This is a genomic window from Halorubrum sp. Boch-26, from assembly GCF_029889805.1.
Lineage (GTDB): Archaea > Halobacteriota > Halobacteria > Halobacteriales > Haloferacaceae > Halorubrum.
The window spans coordinates 20135-39190 of record NZ_JARANT010000009.1 but is presented as its reverse complement, the minus strand read 5'-3'; the positions used below and the strand labels follow the sequence as shown (position 1 = coordinate 39190).

At 68.2% G+C, this 19056-nt stretch carries 17 protein-coding genes; 10 read left to right on the top strand and 7 right to left on the bottom strand.

Features of this window, described 5'->3' with window-relative positions:
• Positions 1 to 88 precede the first annotated feature (88 nt).
• Positions 89 to 1276: a Xaa-Pro peptidase family protein gene (locus tag OQF71_RS02500; RefSeq protein ID WP_280585596.1), complete on the bottom strand. Its 1188-nt coding sequence runs from the start codon at positions 1274 to 1276 to the stop codon at positions 89 to 91.
• A 312-nt stretch (positions 1277 to 1588) separates the two neighbouring features.
• On the opposite strand from OQF71_RS02500, the gene OQF71_RS02495 reads away from it, so the two are divergent.
• From OQF71_RS02495 to OQF71_RS02485, 3 genes are all read left to right on the top strand, one after another.
• Positions 1589 to 2560, top strand: a complete 972-nt coding sequence (locus OQF71_RS02495) for a transcription initiation factor IIB (protein WP_280585595.1) — start codon at positions 1589 to 1591, stop codon at positions 2558 to 2560.
• Between the two features lie 64 nt (positions 2561 to 2624).
• Positions 2625 to 3098: an NUDIX domain-containing protein gene (locus OQF71_RS02490; RefSeq protein WP_280585594.1), complete on the top strand. Its 474-nt coding sequence runs from the start codon at positions 2625 to 2627 to the stop codon at positions 3096 to 3098.
• A gap of 133 nt (positions 3099 to 3231) precedes the next feature.
• A complete protein-coding gene (locus OQF71_RS02485; protein ID WP_280585593.1) occupies positions 3232 to 5574 on the top strand; it encodes a hypothetical protein in 2343 nt (780 codons plus the stop codon).
• Between the two features lie 134 nt (positions 5575 to 5708).
• Here the strand turns inward: OQF71_RS02485 and OQF71_RS02480 are convergent, their stop codons facing one another.
• A complete protein-coding gene (locus OQF71_RS02480; protein WP_004595838.1) occupies positions 5709 to 6014 on the bottom strand; it encodes a hypothetical protein in 306 nt (101 codons plus the stop codon).
• 303 nt (positions 6015 to 6317) lie between these two features.
• Here OQF71_RS02480 and OQF71_RS02475 point away from each other — a divergent pair, with 303 nt between their 5' ends.
• Positions 6318 to 7673, top strand: coding sequence for an adenylosuccinate synthase (locus OQF71_RS02475; RefSeq protein ID WP_280585584.1), 1356 nt, complete (start codon positions 6318 to 6320; stop codon positions 7671 to 7673).
• Positions 7674 to 7707: 34 nt separating this feature from the next.
• Here the strand turns inward: OQF71_RS02475 and OQF71_RS02470 are convergent, their stop codons facing one another.
• Positions 7708 to 8574, bottom strand: a complete 867-nt coding sequence (locus tag OQF71_RS02470) for an aldo/keto reductase (protein WP_280585583.1) — start codon at positions 8572 to 8574, stop codon at positions 7708 to 7710.
• 141 nt (positions 8575 to 8715) lie between these two features.
• On the opposite strand from OQF71_RS02470, the gene OQF71_RS02465 reads away from it, so the two are divergent.
• The 4 genes from OQF71_RS02465 to OQF71_RS02450 all read left to right on the top strand — a co-directional run bounded on the left by OQF71_RS02465 (position 8716) and on the right by OQF71_RS02450 (position 12424).
• Positions 8716 to 9204 carry an Lrp/AsnC family transcriptional regulator gene (locus tag OQF71_RS02465; protein ID WP_280585582.1) on the top strand — a complete coding sequence of 163 codons (489 nt, stop codon included), beginning with the start codon at positions 8716 to 8718 and terminating at the stop codon, positions 9202 to 9204.
• The gene (locus OQF71_RS02460) at positions 9201 to 10340 is read left to right on the top strand and encodes an aminotransferase class I/II-fold pyridoxal phosphate-dependent enzyme (protein WP_280585581.1); all 1140 of its coding nucleotides are present in this window, start codon (positions 9201 to 9203) and stop codon (positions 10338 to 10340) included. Before OQF71_RS02465 ends, OQF71_RS02460 begins: the two co-directional genes overlap by 4 nt.
• A gap of 122 nt (positions 10341 to 10462) precedes the next feature.
• The gene (locus OQF71_RS02455) at positions 10463 to 11617 is read left to right on the top strand and encodes an acyl-CoA dehydrogenase family protein (protein ID WP_280585580.1); all 1155 of its coding nucleotides are present in this window, start codon (positions 10463 to 10465) and stop codon (positions 11615 to 11617) included.
• A gap of 72 nt (positions 11618 to 11689) precedes the next feature.
• Entirely contained in the window at positions 11690 to 12424 is a 735-nt protein-coding gene (locus tag OQF71_RS02450; protein WP_280585578.1) for a HAMP domain-containing sensor histidine kinase, read from the top strand.
• 60 nt (positions 12425 to 12484) lie between these two features.
• Here OQF71_RS02450 and msrB read toward each other — a convergent pair whose 3' ends face one another.
• Positions 12485 to 12904 (bottom strand): peptide-methionine (R)-S-oxide reductase MsrB, encoded by a 420-nt coding sequence (gene msrB / locus OQF71_RS02445; RefSeq protein ID WP_280585576.1) that lies wholly within the window; start codon positions 12902 to 12904, stop codon positions 12485 to 12487.
• An 86-nt stretch (positions 12905 to 12990) separates the two neighbouring features.
• On the opposite strand from msrB, the gene OQF71_RS02440 reads away from it, so the two are divergent.
• The gene (locus OQF71_RS02440) at positions 12991 to 13227 is read left to right on the top strand and encodes a CDGSH iron-sulfur domain-containing protein (RefSeq protein ID WP_280585575.1); all 237 of its coding nucleotides are present in this window, start codon (positions 12991 to 12993) and stop codon (positions 13225 to 13227) included.
• Positions 13228 to 13269: 42 nt separating this feature from the next.
• On the opposite strand, the gene OQF71_RS02435 is transcribed toward OQF71_RS02440, so the two are convergent.
• The 3 genes from OQF71_RS02435 to OQF71_RS02425 all read right to left on the bottom strand — a co-directional run bounded on the left by OQF71_RS02435 (position 13270) and on the right by OQF71_RS02425 (position 17896).
• On the bottom strand, positions 13270 to 13926 hold the full coding sequence (locus OQF71_RS02435; RefSeq protein ID WP_280585574.1) for a PfkB family carbohydrate kinase: 657 nt from the start codon (positions 13924 to 13926) through the stop codon (positions 13270 to 13272).
• A 377-nt stretch (positions 13927 to 14303) separates the two neighbouring features.
• Positions 14304 to 15389 carry a DNA topoisomerase IV subunit A gene (locus OQF71_RS02430; protein WP_280585573.1) on the bottom strand — a complete coding sequence of 362 codons (1086 nt, stop codon included), beginning with the start codon at positions 15387 to 15389 and terminating at the stop codon, positions 14304 to 14306.
• The gene (locus tag OQF71_RS02425) at positions 15389 to 17896 is read right to left on the bottom strand and encodes a DNA topoisomerase VI subunit B (RefSeq protein ID WP_280585571.1); all 2508 of its coding nucleotides are present in this window, start codon (positions 17894 to 17896) and stop codon (positions 15389 to 15391) included. Before OQF71_RS02425 ends, OQF71_RS02430 begins: the two co-directional genes overlap by 1 nt.
• A 170-nt stretch (positions 17897 to 18066) precedes the next feature.
• Here OQF71_RS02425 and OQF71_RS02420 point away from each other — a divergent pair, with 170 nt between their 5' ends.
• Positions 18067 to 19047, top strand: a complete 981-nt coding sequence (locus tag OQF71_RS02420) for an oxidoreductase (RefSeq protein WP_280585570.1) — start codon at positions 18067 to 18069, stop codon at positions 19045 to 19047.
• Positions 19048 to 19056 lie beyond the last annotated feature (9 nt).

Below are 19056 nucleotides of genomic sequence, written 5' to 3'. Positions count from 1 at the left end.
TGGAAGCGGGTTCCGGTCGCGGCCAGCCGGGCCGGATGTGGTGTGCGACCGGTCACCGAACCGCGGCGGGACCGACGCCCGAACCCCCTCAGACCTCGAAGGCGATCGGGTACTCCGTGAGGTTCTCGTACCCGTCGTCGGTGACGACCACGAGGTCCTCGATCCTGACGCCGCCGACGTCCGGGTCGTACAGCCCCGGTTCGACGGTGATCACGTGGCCCGGCTCCAACTCGCCCCCGCCGCTCGCGAGTCGGGGAGACTCGTGGACGTCGAGGCCGATGCCGTGGCCGGTCGAGTGGATGAACCCCGTCTCCGTCTCGGGGTCGGTGCGGAACGTCGGCTCGTCGGCGTCCTCGTACACCTCACAGGCGGCGGCGTGGACGTCTTCGCCGGTCGCGCCCGGCTCGACGGCGTCGAGGGCGGCGACCAGCGCGCGCTCGGTGAGATCGTACCACTTTCGGAGCGCGGCCGGCGGCTCGCCGACGCAGAACGTCCGGGTCATGTCGGCGTTGTACTTCGTCGCCTTCGACCGGGGAAAGACGTCGACGATGATCGCCTCGTTCGCCCGGAGCGGGCCGGAGCCGCGGTCGTGGGGGTCGGCCGCCTGCGCGCCGCCGGCGACGATCGTCTCGTCGAGCGCGCAGCCGTTGCGGAGCAGGGTCGCCTCGATCTCCTCCGCGACGCGCTCGCTGGTGAGCGGCTTTCCGTCCGCGAGCAGGAGCGTCCCGGCCTCCACGTCGCCGTCGACAGGCGCGTCCTCGCCCGCCACGTCCGCGCTCGCGAGCAGCTCCTCGGCGGCGCGCATCGCGGCCTCGTTCGCCCGCTGGGCCTCGCGGATCGCGTCGACCTCCTCGTCGGTCTTCACGGCGCGGACCTCCCGGAGGAGGTCGTCGCCGTCGACCGCGACGTCGACCCCGCGCTCGCGCATCGCGTCGGCGGTGCCCACCGGGCCGCGGGGCGGCATCGACACCGACTCGACGCCCTTGTCGCGGACGAACGCGGCGTACATGTCGTAGCGCTCCTCGCGGCCGCCGTACTCGTAGCCGTAGTCGGCGTGGCGCTCGACGGTGTCGGCGGCGGCCTCCGTTCGCGCCCGCCCGTACTCCAGCCCGGAGACGAGCACGTGAACCTCGCCGCCGGCGTACAGCGTCAGGAAGGGGTCTGGGCCGGTGAACCCGGAGAGGTACAGCTGGTTCGCGTCCTCCTGCGAGGCGTCGAGCAGGTAGCCGTCGGTGTCGAGGTCGGCGAGCGTCTCGTTGAGGCGTGTCCGGTTCATACGCGAGTTGCTCGGGCGATCCCCAAATCGGTTGCCCTCGCGGAACCCCGTCCCCGCAACGAGCCGGATCGGCTATCACGAAATATCTATATAGTAGCGCTCGACGCACCGCCGAGATCCGTCCGCAGTTGGCGAACTCAGATCAGCTCTCGGCTATGATCGCCGTGATGGCGTTTGCGATGCCCTCTTCCGCCGGTTTTCAATTCTGAGATCGGCACAAGGATTTAAATGCTCTCGACCCTTATCTGTTAGTGAGGAAACCAGCCGAGGCGCGTCCCTCGGTCCCCTCGTTCCCTCCATCTGAACCAACCAATGAGCGAAAACGTTCGAACGTACACGGCGGAGCACGTCGACGACGAGGAGGAGACCGAGTCGTCGGACGAAGAACTGCGATGTCCCGAGTGCAACGGTCAGCTCGCGACCGACACGGAGCACGGCGAAACGGTGTGTGTCGACTGCGGGCTCGTCGTCGAGGAAGACGAGATCGACCGCGGGCCGGAGTGGCGCGCGTTCGACTCCAAGGAGAAGGACAGCAAGTCCCGCGTCGGGGCCCCGACGACGAACATGATGCACGACAAGGGGCTCTCGACGAACATCGGCTGGCAGGACAAAGACGCCTACGGCAAGTCGCTGTCCAGCCGCCAGCGCGAGAAGATGCAGCGGCTCCGCACCTGGAACGAGCGGTTCCGAACCCGCGACTCCAAGGAACGGAACCTGAAACAGGCGCTCGGCGAGATCGACCGCATGGCCTCGGCGCTCGGCCTCCCGGACAACGTCCGCGAAACCGCCTCCGTCATCTACCGCCGCGCGCTCGACGAGGATCTCCTGCCGGGGCGCTCCATCGAGGGCGTCTCGACCGCGTCGCTGTACGCGGCCGCCCGGCAGGCGGGCACGCCGCGCAGCCTCGACGAGATCGCGGCCGTCTCCCGCGTCGAGAAGGACGAGATCGCCCGGACGTACCGCTACGTCGTCCGCGAGCTCAAGCTTGAGATCCAGCCCGCGGACCCCGAGAGCTACGTCCCGCGGTTCGCCTCCGACCTCGGCCTCTCGGACGAGGCCGAGCGCCGCGCCCGGTCGCTGCTCGGCACCGCGAAGTCGCAGGGGATCCACTCCGGCAAGTCGCCGGTCGGTCTCGCGGCCGCGGCGGTGTACGCCGCCTCCCTGCTGGTCAACGAGAAGGTGACCCAGAGCGAGGTCAGCGACGTGGCGAACATCAGCGAGGTCACGATCCGGAACCGCTACCACGAGCTGTTAGAGGCCGAGGACGGCGTCGCGCTGAACTGAACCGAGGCCGTCGACGCCCGCCGTTTTTCCGAACGCCCAAGCCACAGCGGGCCGAGCCACAGATATGGAGACAACCCGTCACTTCACCGCGACGACGTACGTCGTCAACGACGGTGCGACCGCGCTTCACGCCCACGATCGGCTCGGGATACACCTCCCGCCGGGCGGCCACGTCGACCGCGACGAGCTGCCCCACGAGGCGGCCCTTCGCGAGGTCCGCGAGGAGACCGGCCTGACCGCCGAGCTGGTCGCGACCCGGTCGCCGATAGCGGGGCCCAACACGCGCGGGCTGCCGGAGCCGGCGCATCTCATGCTCCACGACATCAACGTCCACGAGGACGGCTCCGTGGGCCACCAGCACGTCGACCACCTCTACTACGCTCGCGTCGGCTCCCGCGAGATAGCGCCCGACGGCGACGACGAGGCCGACCCGGACGCGTGGCGCTGGTACACTCCGGCCGAACTGGCGGCGAGCGATCTCCAGCCGGACGTGATCGAGCTCGGACGCGAGGCGATCGCGGCGGTCGAGGACGCGTAGCCGATCGACGGCGTGACGGATTCCGGTCCGAATCGCGCCGGGCGACGCGCCGACCGTCCCCGACCGAACTCCGTCCGATCGGCGTCAGACGGTCCGGAAGGTATTTGGGCCGTTGTAGGCGACATAAACCAAGATGGACGCAGAGCGACGATCGGAGATCACCGGGTGGGACGCCCGCGAGTTCTCTGGCGGGTTCGCCGAGCTCGGGCGGCTCGTCGACCGCGGGTTCTCCGGCGCGGTAACCGACGGCACGGCGTGGCTGTTCGTGTTCGAGGGCCGCGTCGTCGGGGCGGTAGACGGCGACCTAGAGGCGTTCGCGGAAGCCTCCGGCACGCTGTACGAGGCCCCCGAAGCGGTCCTCCCAGTCCTGTTCGCCATGCAGGAGCGAGGCGGCGAGCCGCGGGCGCAGTACTACACGAACGACACCCCGCTCTCGGAGGCGGACCGCAAGCTCTCGCAGGGGGGGTTCACCGGCTACGTCGAACTCTCGGAGAACGTGCTCTCGGGCGACTACTACGTCACGTACACGGCGGGCGAATCGATGGCCGCTGCGTACGTCGGCAACTCTCGACGGCTGGAGACCGGCGAGAAGGCATTCTCGCTGGCCGACGACGAGGTCGGCATCTACACCGTCTACGAGGTCGATCTGAACGTCCGCGAGATCCCCTCCGGAGACGACGCCGGGACCGGGGCGTCGGCGAGCACCGCGTCGACGGAGACCGCGTCGGACGACGGGGGAACCGACGACGCGGAGTCCGACGACCGGTCCGCGTCCGACGAGACGGGTGCCGGCGACCGGTCGGAGCCCGACGACATCGCCGCGTCCGACGAGCCGACCCCCGACGATTCGAACGGCGTCGCCGAAGGGGGCCGAGCCTCGGGGGTCGGCGGAGCCGAGGCGGCCGACGGAACCCGCAAAGATTCCGACGGCCGGAGCGAGGACGAGTCCGACACCGACGCGCGGCAGTCGCCCGTCGAGGTCGGTGCGGCGGATGATCACGACGAGAGCGGCGGACCCCGGACCGCGGATGACGAGAGCGGCGGACCCCGGACCGCGGATGAGACGCCGCGCGCGAACGACTCCGAAAGCGCGGGGAACGCCACCAGTGCGCGATCGGCCGACGCCACCGCCGACCGGAGCGACGAGGTCGGGGTCGCCGACGCCGCCGACCGAGACGGATCCGGAGACGCGGGGGACGAGCCGCACCCGAACGACGACGTGTTCTCGGAAGAGGAGCAGTGGCGCGAGCAGAAGTCGATCCCGGCGCTCGACCCGTCGGAGGCGAGCGATCCGTCGAGCGCCCCCGACCGCAACGGGACGACCGCCGCGCGCGGGTCCCGGCAGTCGCACGGGTCGAACGAGGCCGCACGTCGCGACGACGCCGATCGGGCCGGGCGGTCCGCGGAGGAGCCGTCGCCGGAGCCGCGTTCCACCGGCCGGACCGAATCGAACCGGTCGGCCGTGTCGCAGCGTTCTCGGGGGCCCGACCAGTCGCGCGGCGAGGGGTCCCGGGGAGAGCGCCTTCGGCAACTGGAGGGCGCGCTGGAGGAGTCCGAGCGGGAGCGCGAGTCGCTGGCGGCGGAGTTAGACGAGGTCGCTGCGGAGCGAGACGACGTCGCCGCGGAACGCGACGAACTGGTCGCCGAAGTCGATCGCTTGGAGTCCGAGGTCTCGACTCTCCGGGAGGAGCGGGACCAGCTCCGCGACGAACTCGCCGCGGCCCGCGACCAGCTCCCCGAGAGCGACCGATCGCTCTCGCCCGCGGAGGCACGGAGCGGGACGAATCTCTTCGTCAGGTACGACTCCAAGGGCGGCGCGACGCTGGAGGACGCTCACGGCGGGGCGGTGGACCGCGACATGCTCCGCGAGAACCTGCGGATCGAGCACCACACGAGCTTCGAGACGGACGGGCTCTCGGTCGACGGGAAACCGTACGAGGAGTTCCTGCGGAACACGATCGAATACGGCTTCACTCGGTGGCTCGTCGAGGACCTCCCGTTCGAGGTGAGCGGGACCGGCAACCAGAGCGTCCTCCGCGACCTCTACGACGCGCTCCCCGAGATCGACCGCGCCGAGATCGGCGGCTCGGTGTCGATCGCGATCCGCGAAAACGGCGAGGAGACGCGCGAGCAGCGCGCGTTCGATCTCGTCTTGCGCGACCGGATGGGGAACCCCCTGTTCGTCGCCGACCTCAACGACAGCCGGGACCCGACCGCCAAGGGAACGTTGGAGTCGCTCGTGGGCAACGGCCGCGACATCGCCGAGTCCAACGACTCGTTCGCGGGGGCGTTCGCGGTGACGGAGAGCTTCTTCGAGCCGGGCGCGTTGGAGACCGCGAGCGACGCCGTCGGCGGCGGGCTGTTCAGTCGGTCGAAGCGCGCGAGCTTCGTGAAGCTCTCGCGCAAACGGGGGTACCACCTCTGTCTGGTCGAGGCCCGCGACGGCGGCTTCCACATGACGGTCCCCGACCTGTAGCGCTGTTCCATCCGAGACGGAGAGCGGGGGCCCGGCTCCGAACGGATTCTCCGCTGAGGCGACGGGCTACCGACGCGAACGGACCACAGTCAAAACACGGACTCTCGGCCGGCGGTACGTGCGAACGCGAACGTTCAGTTCTCGAGTTCGGCGGCGTCGTCGATCCGCATGGACCCGAGCTTCTCGACCGTCTCGTCGAGCTTCTCGTCGAGTTCGTCGACGAACTCGTGGGTGCGCTCGGTCGTGATGGCTCCCTGGCTGGACGGCTCGATGAGGTTCTCCTCCTCGAGCACGCGCAGCGAGTAGCGGACCTTGTGGTGGGGGTAGCCGGTCTCGTTCGACATCTTTACGATGCCGATCGGTTCGTTTTCGATGACCATCCGCAGAACCTGGAGGTGTCGTTCCAGCATGTCTACCTCCTTCTCTAGTCGATCTATCATGGCACATGTTAACTCGTCGTGCCCCGGTTTAAAAGTTGCTGTCGGCGGCCGGGTCGGGGTCGCTCGATCCCACGATTCGACGTGACAGTAGTTAACGTGTTCGATCGGCTCGAGTCAGCGCGGTTCGCGAGTCGGCCGGAGCGATCGGTCGGGGTCGATCACAGCGAGCGGGGAGAGCGGGCGATCGACAGCACGAACGGGGACATCTCACGCGAACGCACCTCGATGTGATACACGTCCGTGGGGTATTCGCGTCCGCGGACCGTAATCGGTTTTACCCCCCGGCCGGAAGTTGCGGGCCGTATGACACTCACCATCGTCGGCTCCCAGCTGGGTGACGAGGGCAAGGGCGCGCTCGTCGACCGGTGGGGAGGGGACGCGGACGTCGTAGTCCGTTATCAGGGCGGCGACAACGCCGGCCACACCGTCGTCGAGGGAGGCGCAGAGTACAAGCTGTCGCTGGTCCCGAGCGGCGCCGTCCGGGGCACGGTCGGCATTCTCGGCAACGGCTGCGTCGTCAACCCGCGCACGCTGTTCACCGAGATCGATGACCTGCGCGAGCGCGGGCTCGACCCCGACGTGCGGGTCGCCCGCCGAGCGCACGTCATCATGCCGTACCACCGCGTGCTGGACGGGATCGAAGAGGAGGTCAAAGCGGACGACGACGCCGGCGACGAGGTCGGCACGACCGGCCGCGGAATCGGCCCGACGTACGAGGACAAGGCGGGGCGACGGGGGGTCCGGGTCGCCGACCTGCTCGACCCCGACGTGCTCCGAGAGAAGCTGGAGTACGCCGTCCCGCAGAAGCGCGCGCTCGTCGAGGACGTGTACGGGCTCGAGATCGACGCCGAAGAGGAGCGCGCCGAGGCGTTCGACGTCGACGCGCTCCACGAGGAGTTCACCGCGATCGGCGAGCGCCTCGCCGACGAGGGAATGACCGTCAACTGCAGCGACTACCTCTACCGCCGCCGCGAGGCCGGCGATCAGATCCTCTTCGAGGGCGCGCAGGGGACGCACATCGACGTCGATCACGGGAACTACCCGTTCGTCACGTCCTCGAACCCGACCGCGGGCGCCGCGGCCGTCGGCTCCGGGGTCGGCATCACGACGGTCGGCGACGGCGAGGTCGTCGGCATCGTGAAGGCGTACCTCTCGCGGGTCGGCGAAGGACCGATGCCGACCGAGCTCGACGGCGACACCGACGAGGAGGCGCTCGCCGACGAGATCCGCGAGAAGGGCGGCGAGTTCGGAACCGTCACGGGTCGCCCGCGCCGGATCGGGTGGCTCGACCTCCCGATGCTCCGCCACGCCGCGCGCGTCTCCGGCTTCACGGGCGTCGCGGTCAACCACGTCGACGTGCTCGCCGGGCTCGACGAGCTGAAGGTGTGTACCCGCTACGAGCTCGATGGTGAAGTGATCGACACCGTCCCCACCACGACCGACCGCTGGGAGCGCTGTGACCCGGTGTTCGCGGAGCTGGACACCTGGGAGGAGTTCGACTCGGCCGCGGTCGCCGAGGGCGGCTACGACGCCCTCCCCGAGGCCGCCCGCGAGTACCTGAAGTTCGTCGCCGACGAGATCGACACGCCCGTCTACGCGGTCGGCGTCGGCCCCGACCGGGAGGAGACGGTCGAGCTGACCAACCCGTTCGACGAGTAGGTCGTCCGACTACCCCTTTTAAGCTGAGTCGCCGCTACGGCTGCGGGTCGATCTCGTTCAGCGCGGCCGCGTCCTCGTCCGTCAGCGACAGCTCCGCGGCCGCGACGTTCGATTCGAGGTGCTCGACGCTGGACGTGCCCGGGATCGGGAGCGTCACGTCGGAGTGGTCGAGGAGCCACGCGAGCGCGACCTGCCGCGCCGTCGCGTCGTTCCGGTCGGCGACCGCAGCGAGCGCGCCCGCGACGCCCGCCTCGTCCACCGTGTACATCGGCCCCCACGGGATGAACCCCACCTCGGTGCGCTCGCAGGCGCGGAGGACGTCCTCGTCGTCGCGGTGCCCGACGTTGTACCGGTTCTGGACGGTGGCGATATCGACGATATCGGTCGCGGTCTCCAACTGCTCGACGGTGACGTTCGAGAGCCCGACGTGAGCGATCTGCCCGGCGTCTTTCATCTCCGCGAACGCGTGGACCGACGCCTCGAAATCGCTGTCCGGATCGGGCCGGTGATACTGGTAGAGGTCGATCGTGTCGGTATCGAGCCGGTCGAGGCTACACAGCACCTGATTCTTGAGGAAGTCCGGATCGCCGTGGGGGAGCCAGTCGCCGTCGCGGTTGCGGAGCAGGCCGGCCTTCGAGGCGACGACCACGTCGTCGCGGTCGCCGAGCGCCTCACCGATCAGGCGCTCCGAGACGCCCGGTCCGTAGGAGTCGGCGGTATCGACGAAATCGACGCCGAGCTCGACGGCCCGTTCGAGGACTGCCTTCGCGTCGTCCTCGTCGTCGGGCCGACCGACGATGTCGTCGCCGGTGATCCGCATCGCGCCGAGGCCGAGGCGGTTGACGGTCAGCTCGCCGCCGACGTCGAACGTGTCGCTCCGAGCCGTGGTGTCTGAAGCCATGGTCGAGCGATCGCGCGCCACGCTGAAAGCCGTGGGGATGGCGGAAGGAGCGTCGCCGGACGGCCGCGGTCCGCCGTCCGGAGCGCTCGCCCGTCTTGCGCACGTCGCTACTAATAAACCGCCCCCGTGCGATCGGTAAGTATGGACGCCGAGCGCGAGGTACTCGACGTGTTGGCGCGGAACGCCCGCGAGGACATCGACGACATCGCGGCCCAGACGGGCCTCGACGCGGACGCGGTAGCGGACGCGATCGACGCGCTGGAGGCGGACAACGTGGTCCACGGCTACCAGGCGGTCGTCGACTGGGACCGCGTCGACGAGGGGAAGATCCGTGCGGTCGTCGAGATCAACGTCGAACTCGACCGCGAGACCGGCTACGAGCAGGTCGCCGACCGGATCGCGAAGTTCCCCGCGGTCGACGCCCTCCACCTCGTCTCCGGGGACTACGACTTCGCCGTCGAGGTCCTCGGCGAGACGATGCAGGACGTCTCGCGGTTCATCTCCGAACAGGTCGCGCCCATGCCGGAGGTCACCCAGACGGTGACCCACTACATCATGGAGACCTACAAGGACGGCGGGATCCGGTTCGAGGACGGCGACGACGACGACCGCCTCTCCGTGTCGCCATGAGGCTCTCGGACCGCGCCAGCGACCTCCCGGAGTCGGGGATCCGGAAGTTCTTCGAGCTCGCGGAGGCGCGCGACGACGTGATCTCGCTGGGCGTCGGCGAGCCCGACTTCTCGGCGCCGTGGGCGGCCCGCACCGCCGCGATCGACTCGCTCGAACGCGGGAAGACCTCCTACACGTCAAACCGCGGGATGGCCGCGCTCCGCGAGCGGATCGCCGCCCACCACGAGCGCTACGACCAGTCGTACGACCCGACCGACGAGGTGCTCGTCACCACCGGCGCGAGCGAGGCGGTCGATCTGGCGTTCCGCGCGCTCGTCGACCCCGGCGACACGGTCGCGGTCCACGAGCCGACGTACATCTCCTACGGACCGGGGATCGAACTGGCCGGCGGCGAGCAGCTGACGGTCCCCACGCGGGCCGAGGACGACTTCGCGCTCACGCGGGAGGCGCTGGAGGCGTCCGGCGCCGCCGACGCGGACCTCCTCGTCTGCTGTTACCCGAACAACCCGACGGGAGCGACGATGACCGAGGAGGAGTACGCCGAGGTCGCGGCGTTCTGTCGCGACGAGGACCTCCGGGTGATCGCCGACGAGATCTACGCCGCGCTTACTTACGGGGCCGACCACGCCTCCATCGCCACGCGGCCGGGGATGCGCGAGCGGACCGTCGTCGTCAACGGCTTCTCGAAGGCGTACGCCATGACCGGGCTCCGGTTGGGGTACGCCCTCGGACCGAGCGAAGCGATCGACGCGATGAACCGGATCCATCAGTACACGATGCTGTCGGCGCCCACGACGCCCCAGTACGCGGCCATCGAGGCGCTGGACCGCTGCGACGACGAGGTTCAGGAGATGATCGACGAGTACAACCGCCGCCGCCGGCTCGTCGTCTCTCGGTTCAACGAGATGGGGCTCGACACGTTCGAGCCCGGCGGCGCGTTCTACGCGTTCCCCGACTGCGGCGGCGACGACGAGGCCTTCGCCGAGGAGCTGCTGGAGGCCCAGGGCGTCGCGGTCGTCCCCGGCTCCGTCTTCGGCGCGGGCGGGGAGGGGCACCTCCGCGTCTCGTACGCGACCTCGATGCGCGAGCTGAAGGAGGCGACCGATCGGATCGCGACGTTCGTCGAGAACCGCTGAGGCGACTCTCGACGGTCGCGTTCGCTGATCGGAGTGGGGGGACCGGCATATAAACGGACAACTCTTTTCGAATTGTTCGGCGTTCGCCAACGATTATCACGGTTTACGCTGATACTCGAGGTATGGAGTTCCAGCTAACGGACGAACAGAAGCAGCTACGCGAGGAGGTACGGAAGTTCGCCGACGAGGAGATCCGGCCGGTGGCGACCGAATACGACGTGGAGGAGGAGTACCCCTACGAGGTGATGGAGAAGGCGGCCGACATGGGACTGCTCGCGCCGCACGTCCCGGTGGAGTACGGCGGCGTCGGCTACTCCTCGCTAGAGAACGCGATCCTCACGGAGGAGCTGTTCGCGGCCGACCCCGGGATCGGCCTCAGCGTCTCCAGTGCCGGCTTCGGCGCCGAGGCGCTGATGGAGTTCGGCACGGAAGCACAGAAGGAGCGCGTCCTCCCCGAGGTGACCGCCGGCGACGCGGTGATGGGCTCGGCCATCTCGGAGCCGCAGGCGGGCTCGGACGTGACCTCGGTCGCGACCCGGGCCGAGAAGGACGGCGACGAGTGGGTGATCAACGGCTCGAAGATGTGGATCACGAACGGCACCGTCGCGGACTACTTCGTCGTCGTCTGCGAGACCGACCCGGAGATCGACGACCGCTACTCCGGCTACTCGCAGATCCTCGTCGAGGGCGACCGCGACGGGCTCACCCGTGACAAGATCACTGGCAAGCTCGGGATCCGCGCGAGCGACACCGCGGAGCTCCGCTTTGACGATGTCCGCGTCCCGGAGGAGAACCTGATCGGCCAGCGCGGGATGGGCTTTCTTCAACTCATGCAGTTTTTCGACGAGACGCGCACCGCAGTCGCGGCGCAGGGCGTCGGGATCGCCCGAGGCGCAGCCGAGCGTGCGCTCGAGTACGCCGAGGAGCGCGAGCAGTTCGACCGCCCGATCGCCGACTTCCAAGCAATTAAACACAAACTCGCGGAGATGCACACGAACACGGAGGCAGCCCGGTGGCTCACCTATCGCTCCGCGTGGGCCGTCGACAACGAGTCGGGGGACCTCACGGCCCTCGCGTCGATGGCCAAGGAGTTCGCCTCGCGGGTCGCCGTCGACGTCGCCGACGAGGCGGTCCAGGTCCACGGCGGCGCCGGCTTCGTCAACGACCACGACGTCGAGCGGCTCTACCGCGACGCGAAGATCACTCAGATATACGAGGGGACCACGGAGATCCAGAAGAACATCATCGCCCGCGAACTGCTCGACGACGGGATCTGAGCGCGGACGCTCCCAACGCCGGCATCCCCGCAGTCGATATATAAAAACGGCATGAAGACCAACCAACCATCGATGGACGACGCCTGTGGCGACGGCACCGAGACCGATTCCGATCGCGAGGCGAACGCCGAGGAGCGTCTCAAGCGCCAGCGCGACGACCTCCGACTGTTAAATCAGGTTATGCGCCACGACATCCGCAACGATCTCCAGCTCGTGGAGGCATACGCGGAGCTGCTCGACGGTCACGTCGACGAGGAGGGCGAGGAGTACCTCTCGGTGATCAAAGAGAGCGCGCACAACGCCGTCGGACTGACGACCTCCGCGCGCGACCTCGCGCAGGTGATGCTTCGCGACGAGGCCGATCCGACGAGCGTCCCGCTCGATCGGGTGCTCGCCCAGCAGGTCGAGGAGGTCAGGTCGGCCTATCCGGGAGCGGTCGTGACGGTCGATGGGTCGTTCCCGGAGCGCAGAGTCGTCGGCGACGATCTGCTCGGCTCGGTGTTCCGGAACGTCCTCCGGAACGCGATCCAGCACAACGACGAGACGCCGGCGGAGGTCGACGTATCCGCCGTCGAGCGCGACGGCATCGTCGAGGTGCGGATCGCCGACAACGGGCCGGGAATCCCCGAAGACCACCGCGAGGAGGTGTTCGGGAAAGGCGAGAAAGGGCTCGACAGTCCGGGTGCGGGGATCGGGCTCTATCTGGTACAGTCGCTCGTCGACCTGTACGGCGGCGACGTGCGGATCGAGGACAACGAGCCGAAAGGCACCGTGTTCGTCCTCACGCTTCCGATATACGAGGACTGACGCCCTGTAATTCCTCTCCGTCCGTCTCGCGCGACGAGTCCCCCGGCCGTCGGGAGCGACCTACTCCTCGTCGTACTCCATCGCGACCGAGTTGATGCAGAACCGTTCGCCGGTTGGCTCGGGGCCGTCGTCGAACACGTGCCCGAGGTGCGAGTCGCAGTTCGCACACCGAACCTCGGTGCGGCGCATCCCGTGACTGGTGTCAACCGTCGTCGTCACCGACTCCTCCTCGGCGGCGTAGAACGCGGGCCAGCCGCAGCCGGACTCGTACTTCGTCTCGGCGTCGAACAGCACCGCCCCGCAGGCCCGACAGCGGTACTCCCCGTGGTCTGGGTGGTGGTCGACGTACTCGCCGGAGAACTTCGCCTCCGTGCCGCTCTCGCGAAGCACGCGGTACTCCTCCTCGGAGAGTCGCTCGCGCCACTCCTCGTCGGTCAGTTCCTCGGGATCGATTCCCTTTCGCTCGTCGGTTTCGCTCATACAACGGATACGGGACCCATGCTCAAGGCGGTTGCGGCGACCGAGGTCGCCACAAACCGTATACCGACCGACGCGGATGTCCGAACATGGCACGCGAGGTAACTCACGAAGAGCGGGGACCGGCACGACTCGACGAATCGGATATGGGTGACGACGATATGATATACGTCTGTCAGTGCGGCCTCTCGGGATCGAAGCCCTTCTGTGACGGATCGCACAACGCGACGACCGACGAGGCGGACGATGTCCGTTATAAGTACGACGGCGACGACCCGGACGGAAAGCGTCGCGAGATTGCCGCGATCGAGTACGAAAGCGGATAAGCGGACGTAATGCGTTCAGGGGTCGGAGAGGGTGGCAGCCACTCAAGACTCGACCGGGGGCCGTTCCCTGAGAAACGCAGTAATGTCGTTCGCATCGCCGGTTCTGCCGGAGTCGACGTAGTAGGCGGCACAGGCGTTTCCGCACGCCAACGCGAGATCCCAATCCCAACCACACGCCAGCGCGTGGCCGAGCCCGCCGGTGAACCGATCGCCGCCACCGGTGTGCCGGACTGGACGCTCGACGCGATAGTTGCTGACCCGCAGTTGGTCGTCGCACGTGACGACGGCAGCCTCATCTCTCGCATGCATCGCCGCGGCCGTGATACCCGTTTCCTCTCGGATCGCGGCGAGCCGCGCGAGGTCGTCGTCGAACGGTCCAGACAGGGCTGCAGCCGTCGTCCGCACTTCCTGCCGGTTGGCAGAATACACCACGTCAAACGTGTCTTGGAGGGCGGCGATCGCGTCGAGTAACGCGCCGATTTCGTCGGGCCGGACCCCGACGATGTCACCCGGATCGAAAACGAACGGAACCCGTGACAAGCGTGTGTCGCTCAGTTGGTAAAACGCGCTCTCGAGCCCCCTCACGGAGCCCCAGTTACTACAGCAGACCGCGTCGCCCGTGAACACGTCCGAGAGGTCACCGAAACGGCGTAACTCCGCGAGGGTCCACTCCGTGACCTCGGCGGTCTCGACGAACATTACGTCTCTATCGCTGAAGCTGAACACGTACACGAGCGCAGGCGATCCCATCGACACCGTGGTGAACGGCAGCGATTCGAATATCGGCGCGTCGAGATAGCCGTAACAGGTGACCGATCCGCCGAGTGCGTGCAGCTGTTTCGCTGTATTGACCGCCTGTCCCCCGGGCTCAGTCGTCTCGACGGCGAACGAGAACGACGACCGATCTCCCAGAATCTCGCGGCCGAACGCGTCACGGGTCTCAATCGACCCGGCGGCGTCTCCGACCACCGTACAGAAGTGGTCGACACTTCCGTCTGGGAGCGTCGTCACCGCCGGGGACCCCGATTCGCGGAGACGCCGCCGCAGCCGATTATACGGCATGCTGCACTCGCTGCTCAGATCACGCCCATCTCTCCGAGCCGCTCGGGGAGGTAGGTGTCGGTGACGAAGTCGAGGCCGCGGCTCGCGAGCGACTGCTGTTCGGACTTCTTCCCGATGTCGAGCTGGAGCTCGATCTGTTCCTCCCAGTAGTCGGTCTGGAAGCGCGGGTCGTCCAGCTCGGATTCGAGGGCGTTCACGTCCGAGTCGGAGAGCGGGTCGGCCGGGAGGTCGTACTCGACGATGTCCTCGGGCTGGATCCCGACGAACTGCGCCTCCGGCGTCGCGAGGTACTTCGAGAGGTGCGCGGACTTGATCGAGCCGTACGCCACGGAGCCGTAGATCCGGTAGGACCACGGGTCACCGTCGGCGAAGACGGCGATGGGGACGTCGAGCTCGTCGTGGACGCGCTTCGTGATCCGGCGGGTCGCCCGCGCCGGCTGACCTTTTAAGTGGATGACGAGGCAGTTGTACGCCTCGTCGAACCCGTTCTCGACGAGCCGGTCGCGCATCCCGCCGGTCTCCACCGCGAGCGCGAAGTCGATGTCGTCGTCGAGGAACTCGATCATGTCCGGGTTGTTCGGGATCTGGTACCCCCCCTCGCCGACGTCCTCCTGACAGTGGATCTCGCGCTCGCCGCGGCGGGTCTGCTCGCGGATCTCTAACGGTCCCATCAGGGTCGCGCCCGACTCCTCCGGGCGCATGTGGAAGTCCTCGCGGGTGACGCCCGTGACGATCTCCAGGTCCTCCACGAGGTCGTTGGACTCGTTCTGCGACTTGAACTGCGCCTCGTCGTTGTCCCACGACTCCGAGAGGTAGTACAGCTCCCGCAGCGTCGAGGAGCGCCCCTCGTCGAGTTGGTTCGCGAGGAACTCGATCGTGTACGCGGCCTTCAGCAGCTTGCGGGCGCCCCGCACCGAGTTGGCGCTGCGCGTCGACGTGCGGTCGCCGTACGTCCACACGCCGCTTTCGGTGTCGTACTCGATGTTGCTCTTCGTCCGCGTCGGAAGCTGTAACTCGGGGATCTTCCCGCCCGCGAACTGGTCGTAGAAGTCGGCGGCCAGGTCGATCAGCTCGTCTCGTGCGTCGCTTTCGGTCGTCATTATGCGTTCACCGTGAGTTTCTCCGTCTCGACGCCGCCGACGCTGACCTCGAACTCGGCGTCGCCGTCGACCGCGTACGTCAGTTCCCGCTCGTCGCCCGAGGGGACCTCGGGCTTCCACTGGACGAACCACTCGCCGTCCATGTCGACGACCGTTCCCTCCGAGGGGTCCGTCGGCTCGGTCGAGACGATGTCGGTGATATCCAGCTGCTCGTTCACGTCGGAGTGGTTCTCGACGACCAGCGTCACGGTGCCGTCCGACACCTCGCGCTCGACGCTGACGTTGTTCATGATCCGGGCCAGCGCGCCGTCGATGTCGGGGCGCGGGCGACCCGTGACCTCGGAGACCTTGTCGGCCATCTCCGGGAGGATCTTGCCGAGCACGTCCTGCTTCTCGCGGCGCTGCTGCATCGAGCGGCGCTTGTTGAGGAACGACTTCAGCTCCCGAGCGGCCTCCCGCACGGCGAGTTCGATCTCGTCTTCGATCGCGGGGACGTTCGCGAGCGCGTCCTTCGACTCGCTCGTGAACGGGACGTTGGTGGACGCGACGTGGATCGAGATGACGGCCGGGCCGTTGGGTAACCCCGACCCGCCGGGCTGGTCGAGCCCGTAGTTCCGCCAGCCGATCTGCTTTATCACGTCGGTCGTCGCGCAGGCGCCCCGCTGGTAGACGAGCGGGACGCGGTTCGCGAACCGGAGCAGCTCCACGGAGCCCTCGGCCGGGATCGACCCGCCGTAGGCGATGCCGGCCTCGACGATGAACGGGTCCCCGCCGTGGACCTCGGCGTCGCGGGTCGCCGCCGCGTAGAAGTCGGCGTCGTACTCCTTGCGCAGGCCGGCCTCGACCAACTCGGCCGTGATCGGCGCGAGACAGTCGGTCGGCGGCGCGAGGATGTCGGTGGCCCGCATCGCGGCCAGCAGGTCGGCAGACGTGTCGCGGTCGCCGGCGACGTCACGCACCTTCGGCGGGTCGTCGGGTACGGTGCGCGCCCGCGACCAGAACGCCTCGACGACGTTCTCGCGGGCGGTCTCGCCGAACGTCGCGTCGTGCTGCTCGGCGACGAAATTGGCCGCGTCGGCGACGAGCCGTTCGAGGTCGTCGCGAGCGATTCGGAACGCGTCGCCATCGAGGTTCAGGAACCGACGCGTCAGGGCGTCGGCCATCGCCTGCACCGCGGCGTCGTCTTTCCGAGTCGAGGTCGCCTCGTCGACGAGGGCGTATACGTCGGCGACGAGCGGCGATTCCGCGCCCTCGTCGCCCGCCTCCTCGTCGCCCGCCTCCTCGCCGCCCGCGTCCCCGACGGTTCCGGTCACATCTCCGGCGGTTCCGGTCGCGTCACCGTCGGCGTCGACGCCGGTGATCGCCCGCCACGCCGCGTCGACCGCGTTCTCGCGGACGGTCCCGCCGAACGTCTTGCCCGTGTCGTCCTCGACCGTCTCCGCGACGTTCCCGACGATCGTCGCCAGCTCGGACCGCGAGAGGCGGTCGTTGTTCGCGACCGTCTCCGCGACGCCCTCGGCGAAGTCGGCCGTCGCCGCCTTCCCCTTGTTGGCGACCGCCTCGCCCACCGCGGCCGCGACGTCGCGGTCGTCGTGGGCGCGCGGCGGCGTCCACGAGAGCTCGCGGCCGTAGTACACGTCCCGGAAGTTGCCGATGACGCTGTCGGCGGTCTTCTTGCCGACCCGCGTGAACTCCTCCTGTAAGAATCCGGAGACCGAGTACGACTCGGTCGCCTCCAGCATCTTGATCAGCGCGCCGAGCTCGACCCCGTGGGGGTGCGGGCGGATCTCCTTCGTCTCCGCCGGCAACTCGTCCGTCGCCCGCTCGAACTTCATCGGCTCGTCGAGCCCGGGTTCGCGGAGCTCGATCCGGGCGTGGGGGTTGACGACCGCGGTGTGTTTCACGTAGTCGTGGAGCTGGCCGCGGGCGCGCATGTTCGCCTCCATCTCCAGCTCGATCCGCGTCCCGTGGGGGCGGTCCCACGTCGTCTCATCGTCCGCCTTGATCTCCGGCTCGTTGGTGTCGGTGTCGATAATGAGCTCGAAGTACTGCGCCCGCGACTGCCCCTTCGGGCGCGAGGTGATCTTCGCGGGCTGGCCGGAAGTCAACTGAGAGTACAGCACAGCCGCTGAAATCCCGATTCCTTGCTGTCCACGTGACTGCTCTCTGGCGTGGAACCGCGACCCGTACAGGAGCTTTCCGAACACCTTCGGGAGCTGTTCTTTCGTGATGCCCGGCCCGTTGTCCTCGATGACGAGCCGGTAGTAGTCGCCCACCTCCTCGATCTCGATATAGATATCGGGGAGGACCCCGGCCTCCTCGGTCGCGTCGAGGGCGTTGTCGACCGCCTCCTTGACGGCGGTGACGAGCCCGCGGGCGCCCGAGTCGAACCCGAGCATGTGTTTGTTCTTCTCGAAGAACTCGGCGATGGAGATCTCGCGCTGGCCCTCGGCCAGCTCCTCCGCGATCCCCTCCTCGTCGCCGATAGTCGACTGGAAGGACGTCATTCGGTGTGGGTACTTTCCGCCGAAGCACCTAAAAACGCACCGGCAGCGAGGTGAAAGTGAATCCCCGCGTCAGACGCCGTCTCGTCGGCCTGATCGGGAATATCTCGCACGAACGGGAAACGCCGGATCCCGCCGACAGGTTTCTCCCTGTAACGCTCCTTCCGTGACGTATGGTAGAATGGACCGCCGAAGACATGCCGAAGTTGGACGGAAAGACGGTAGTCGTCACCGGCGCGAACAGCGGGCTCGGCCACGAGGGGACGCGCGCGTTCGCCGCGAAGGGTGCCACCGTGGTGATGGCCTGTCGGAGCGTCGAGCGCGGCGAGCGCGCAGCGGACGAGATCCGCGCCGACGCCGGCGACGTTGCCGGCGAACTCGACGTGCGCGAGTGCGATCTCGCGTCGCTCGACTCGGTGGCGTCGTTCGCCGGGGGGCTCGCCGCCGACTACGACGCGGTGGACGCCCTCTGTAACAACGCCGGCGTGATGGCGATCCCGCGGAGCGAGACCGAAGACGGCTTCGAGACGCAGTTCGGCGTCAACCACCTCGGCCACTTCGCGCTCGCTGGCCGACTGTTCCCGCTGCTCGACGCCGCCGAGGGGATAGACGGGGAGGCCCGCGTCGTCACGCAGTCGTCGGGCGCCCACGAGCAGGGCGAGATGGACTTCTCCGACCTCAACTGGGAGGAGTCGTACGGGAAGTGGAAGGCGTACGGCCGGAGCAAACTCGCGAACCTGCTGTTCGCTTACGAGCTCCAGCGTCGGATCGACGACGGTGACGACGCCAGCGAGGGCGGTAGGAACCGCGCGAGCAACGAAGTCGACCTCCGGAGCGTCGCCTGCCACCCGGGCTACGCGGCCACGAACCTCCAGCACCGCACCGCAGAGGAGAGCGGCAACCCCCTGCTACGAGTCGGGATGAAGGCCGCGAACGCGGTCCTCGGGCAGGACGCCGCGACGGGCGCGCTCCCCATGCTGTACGCCGCCACCGCCGACGTCGACGGCGGTGCCTACGTCGAGCCGAGCGGCTTCATGAACATGCGCGGGACGCCGACCGTGGGACGGTCGAACGACGCCTCCTACGACCGCGAGGACGCCCGCCGCCTCTGGGAGTACTCCGAGGAGGCGACGGGCGTCGAGTTCCCGCTGTAGCCTCGCCAG

Bases quoted from the DNA above. Each gene is read 5' to 3' on its own strand.
- OQF71_RS02500 (WP_280585596.1), bottom strand. From the start codon at position 1,276: ATGAACCGGACACGCCTCAACGAGACGCTCGCCGACCTCGACACCGAC.
- OQF71_RS02495 (WP_280585595.1), top strand. From the start codon at position 1,589: ATGAGCGAAAACGTTCGAACGTACACGGCGGAGCACGTCGACGACGAG.
- OQF71_RS02490 (WP_280585594.1), top strand. From the start codon at position 2,625: ATGGAGACAACCCGTCACTTCACCGCGACGACGTACGTCGTCAACGAC.
- OQF71_RS02485 (WP_280585593.1), top strand. From the start codon at position 3,232: ATGGACGCAGAGCGACGATCGGAGATCACCGGGTGGGACGCCCGCGAG.
- OQF71_RS02480 (WP_004595838.1), bottom strand. From the start codon at position 6,014: ATGATAGATCGACTAGAGAAGGAGGTAGACATGCTGGAACGACACCTC.
- OQF71_RS02475 (WP_280585584.1), top strand. From the start codon at position 6,318: ATGACACTCACCATCGTCGGCTCCCAGCTGGGTGACGAGGGCAAGGGC.
- OQF71_RS02470 (WP_280585583.1), bottom strand. From the start codon at position 8,574: ATGGCTTCAGACACCACGGCTCGGAGCGACACGTTCGACGTCGGCGGC.
- OQF71_RS02465 (WP_280585582.1), top strand. From the start codon at position 8,716: ATGGACGCCGAGCGCGAGGTACTCGACGTGTTGGCGCGGAACGCCCGC.
- OQF71_RS02460 (WP_280585581.1), top strand. From the start codon at position 9,201: ATGAGGCTCTCGGACCGCGCCAGCGACCTCCCGGAGTCGGGGATCCGG.
- OQF71_RS02455 (WP_280585580.1), top strand. From the start codon at position 10,463: ATGGAGTTCCAGCTAACGGACGAACAGAAGCAGCTACGCGAGGAGGTA.
- OQF71_RS02450 (WP_280585578.1), top strand. From the start codon at position 11,690: ATGGACGACGCCTGTGGCGACGGCACCGAGACCGATTCCGATCGCGAG.
- msrB (WP_280585576.1), bottom strand. From the start codon at position 12,904: ATGAGCGAAACCGACGAGCGAAAGGGAATCGATCCCGAGGAACTGACC.
- OQF71_RS02440 (WP_280585575.1), top strand. From the start codon at position 12,991: ATGGCACGCGAGGTAACTCACGAAGAGCGGGGACCGGCACGACTCGAC.
- OQF71_RS02435 (WP_280585574.1), bottom strand. From the start codon at position 13,926: ATGTTCGTCGAGACCGCCGAGGTCACGGAGTGGACCCTCGCGGAGTTA.
- OQF71_RS02430 (WP_280585573.1), bottom strand. From the start codon at position 15,389: ATGACGACCGAAAGCGACGCACGAGACGAGCTGATCGACCTGGCCGCC.
- OQF71_RS02425 (WP_280585571.1), bottom strand. From the start codon at position 17,896: ATGACGTCCTTCCAGTCGACTATCGGCGACGAGGAGGGGATCGCGGAG.
- OQF71_RS02420 (WP_280585570.1), top strand. From the start codon at position 18,067: ATGGTAGAATGGACCGCCGAAGACATGCCGAAGTTGGACGGAAAGACG.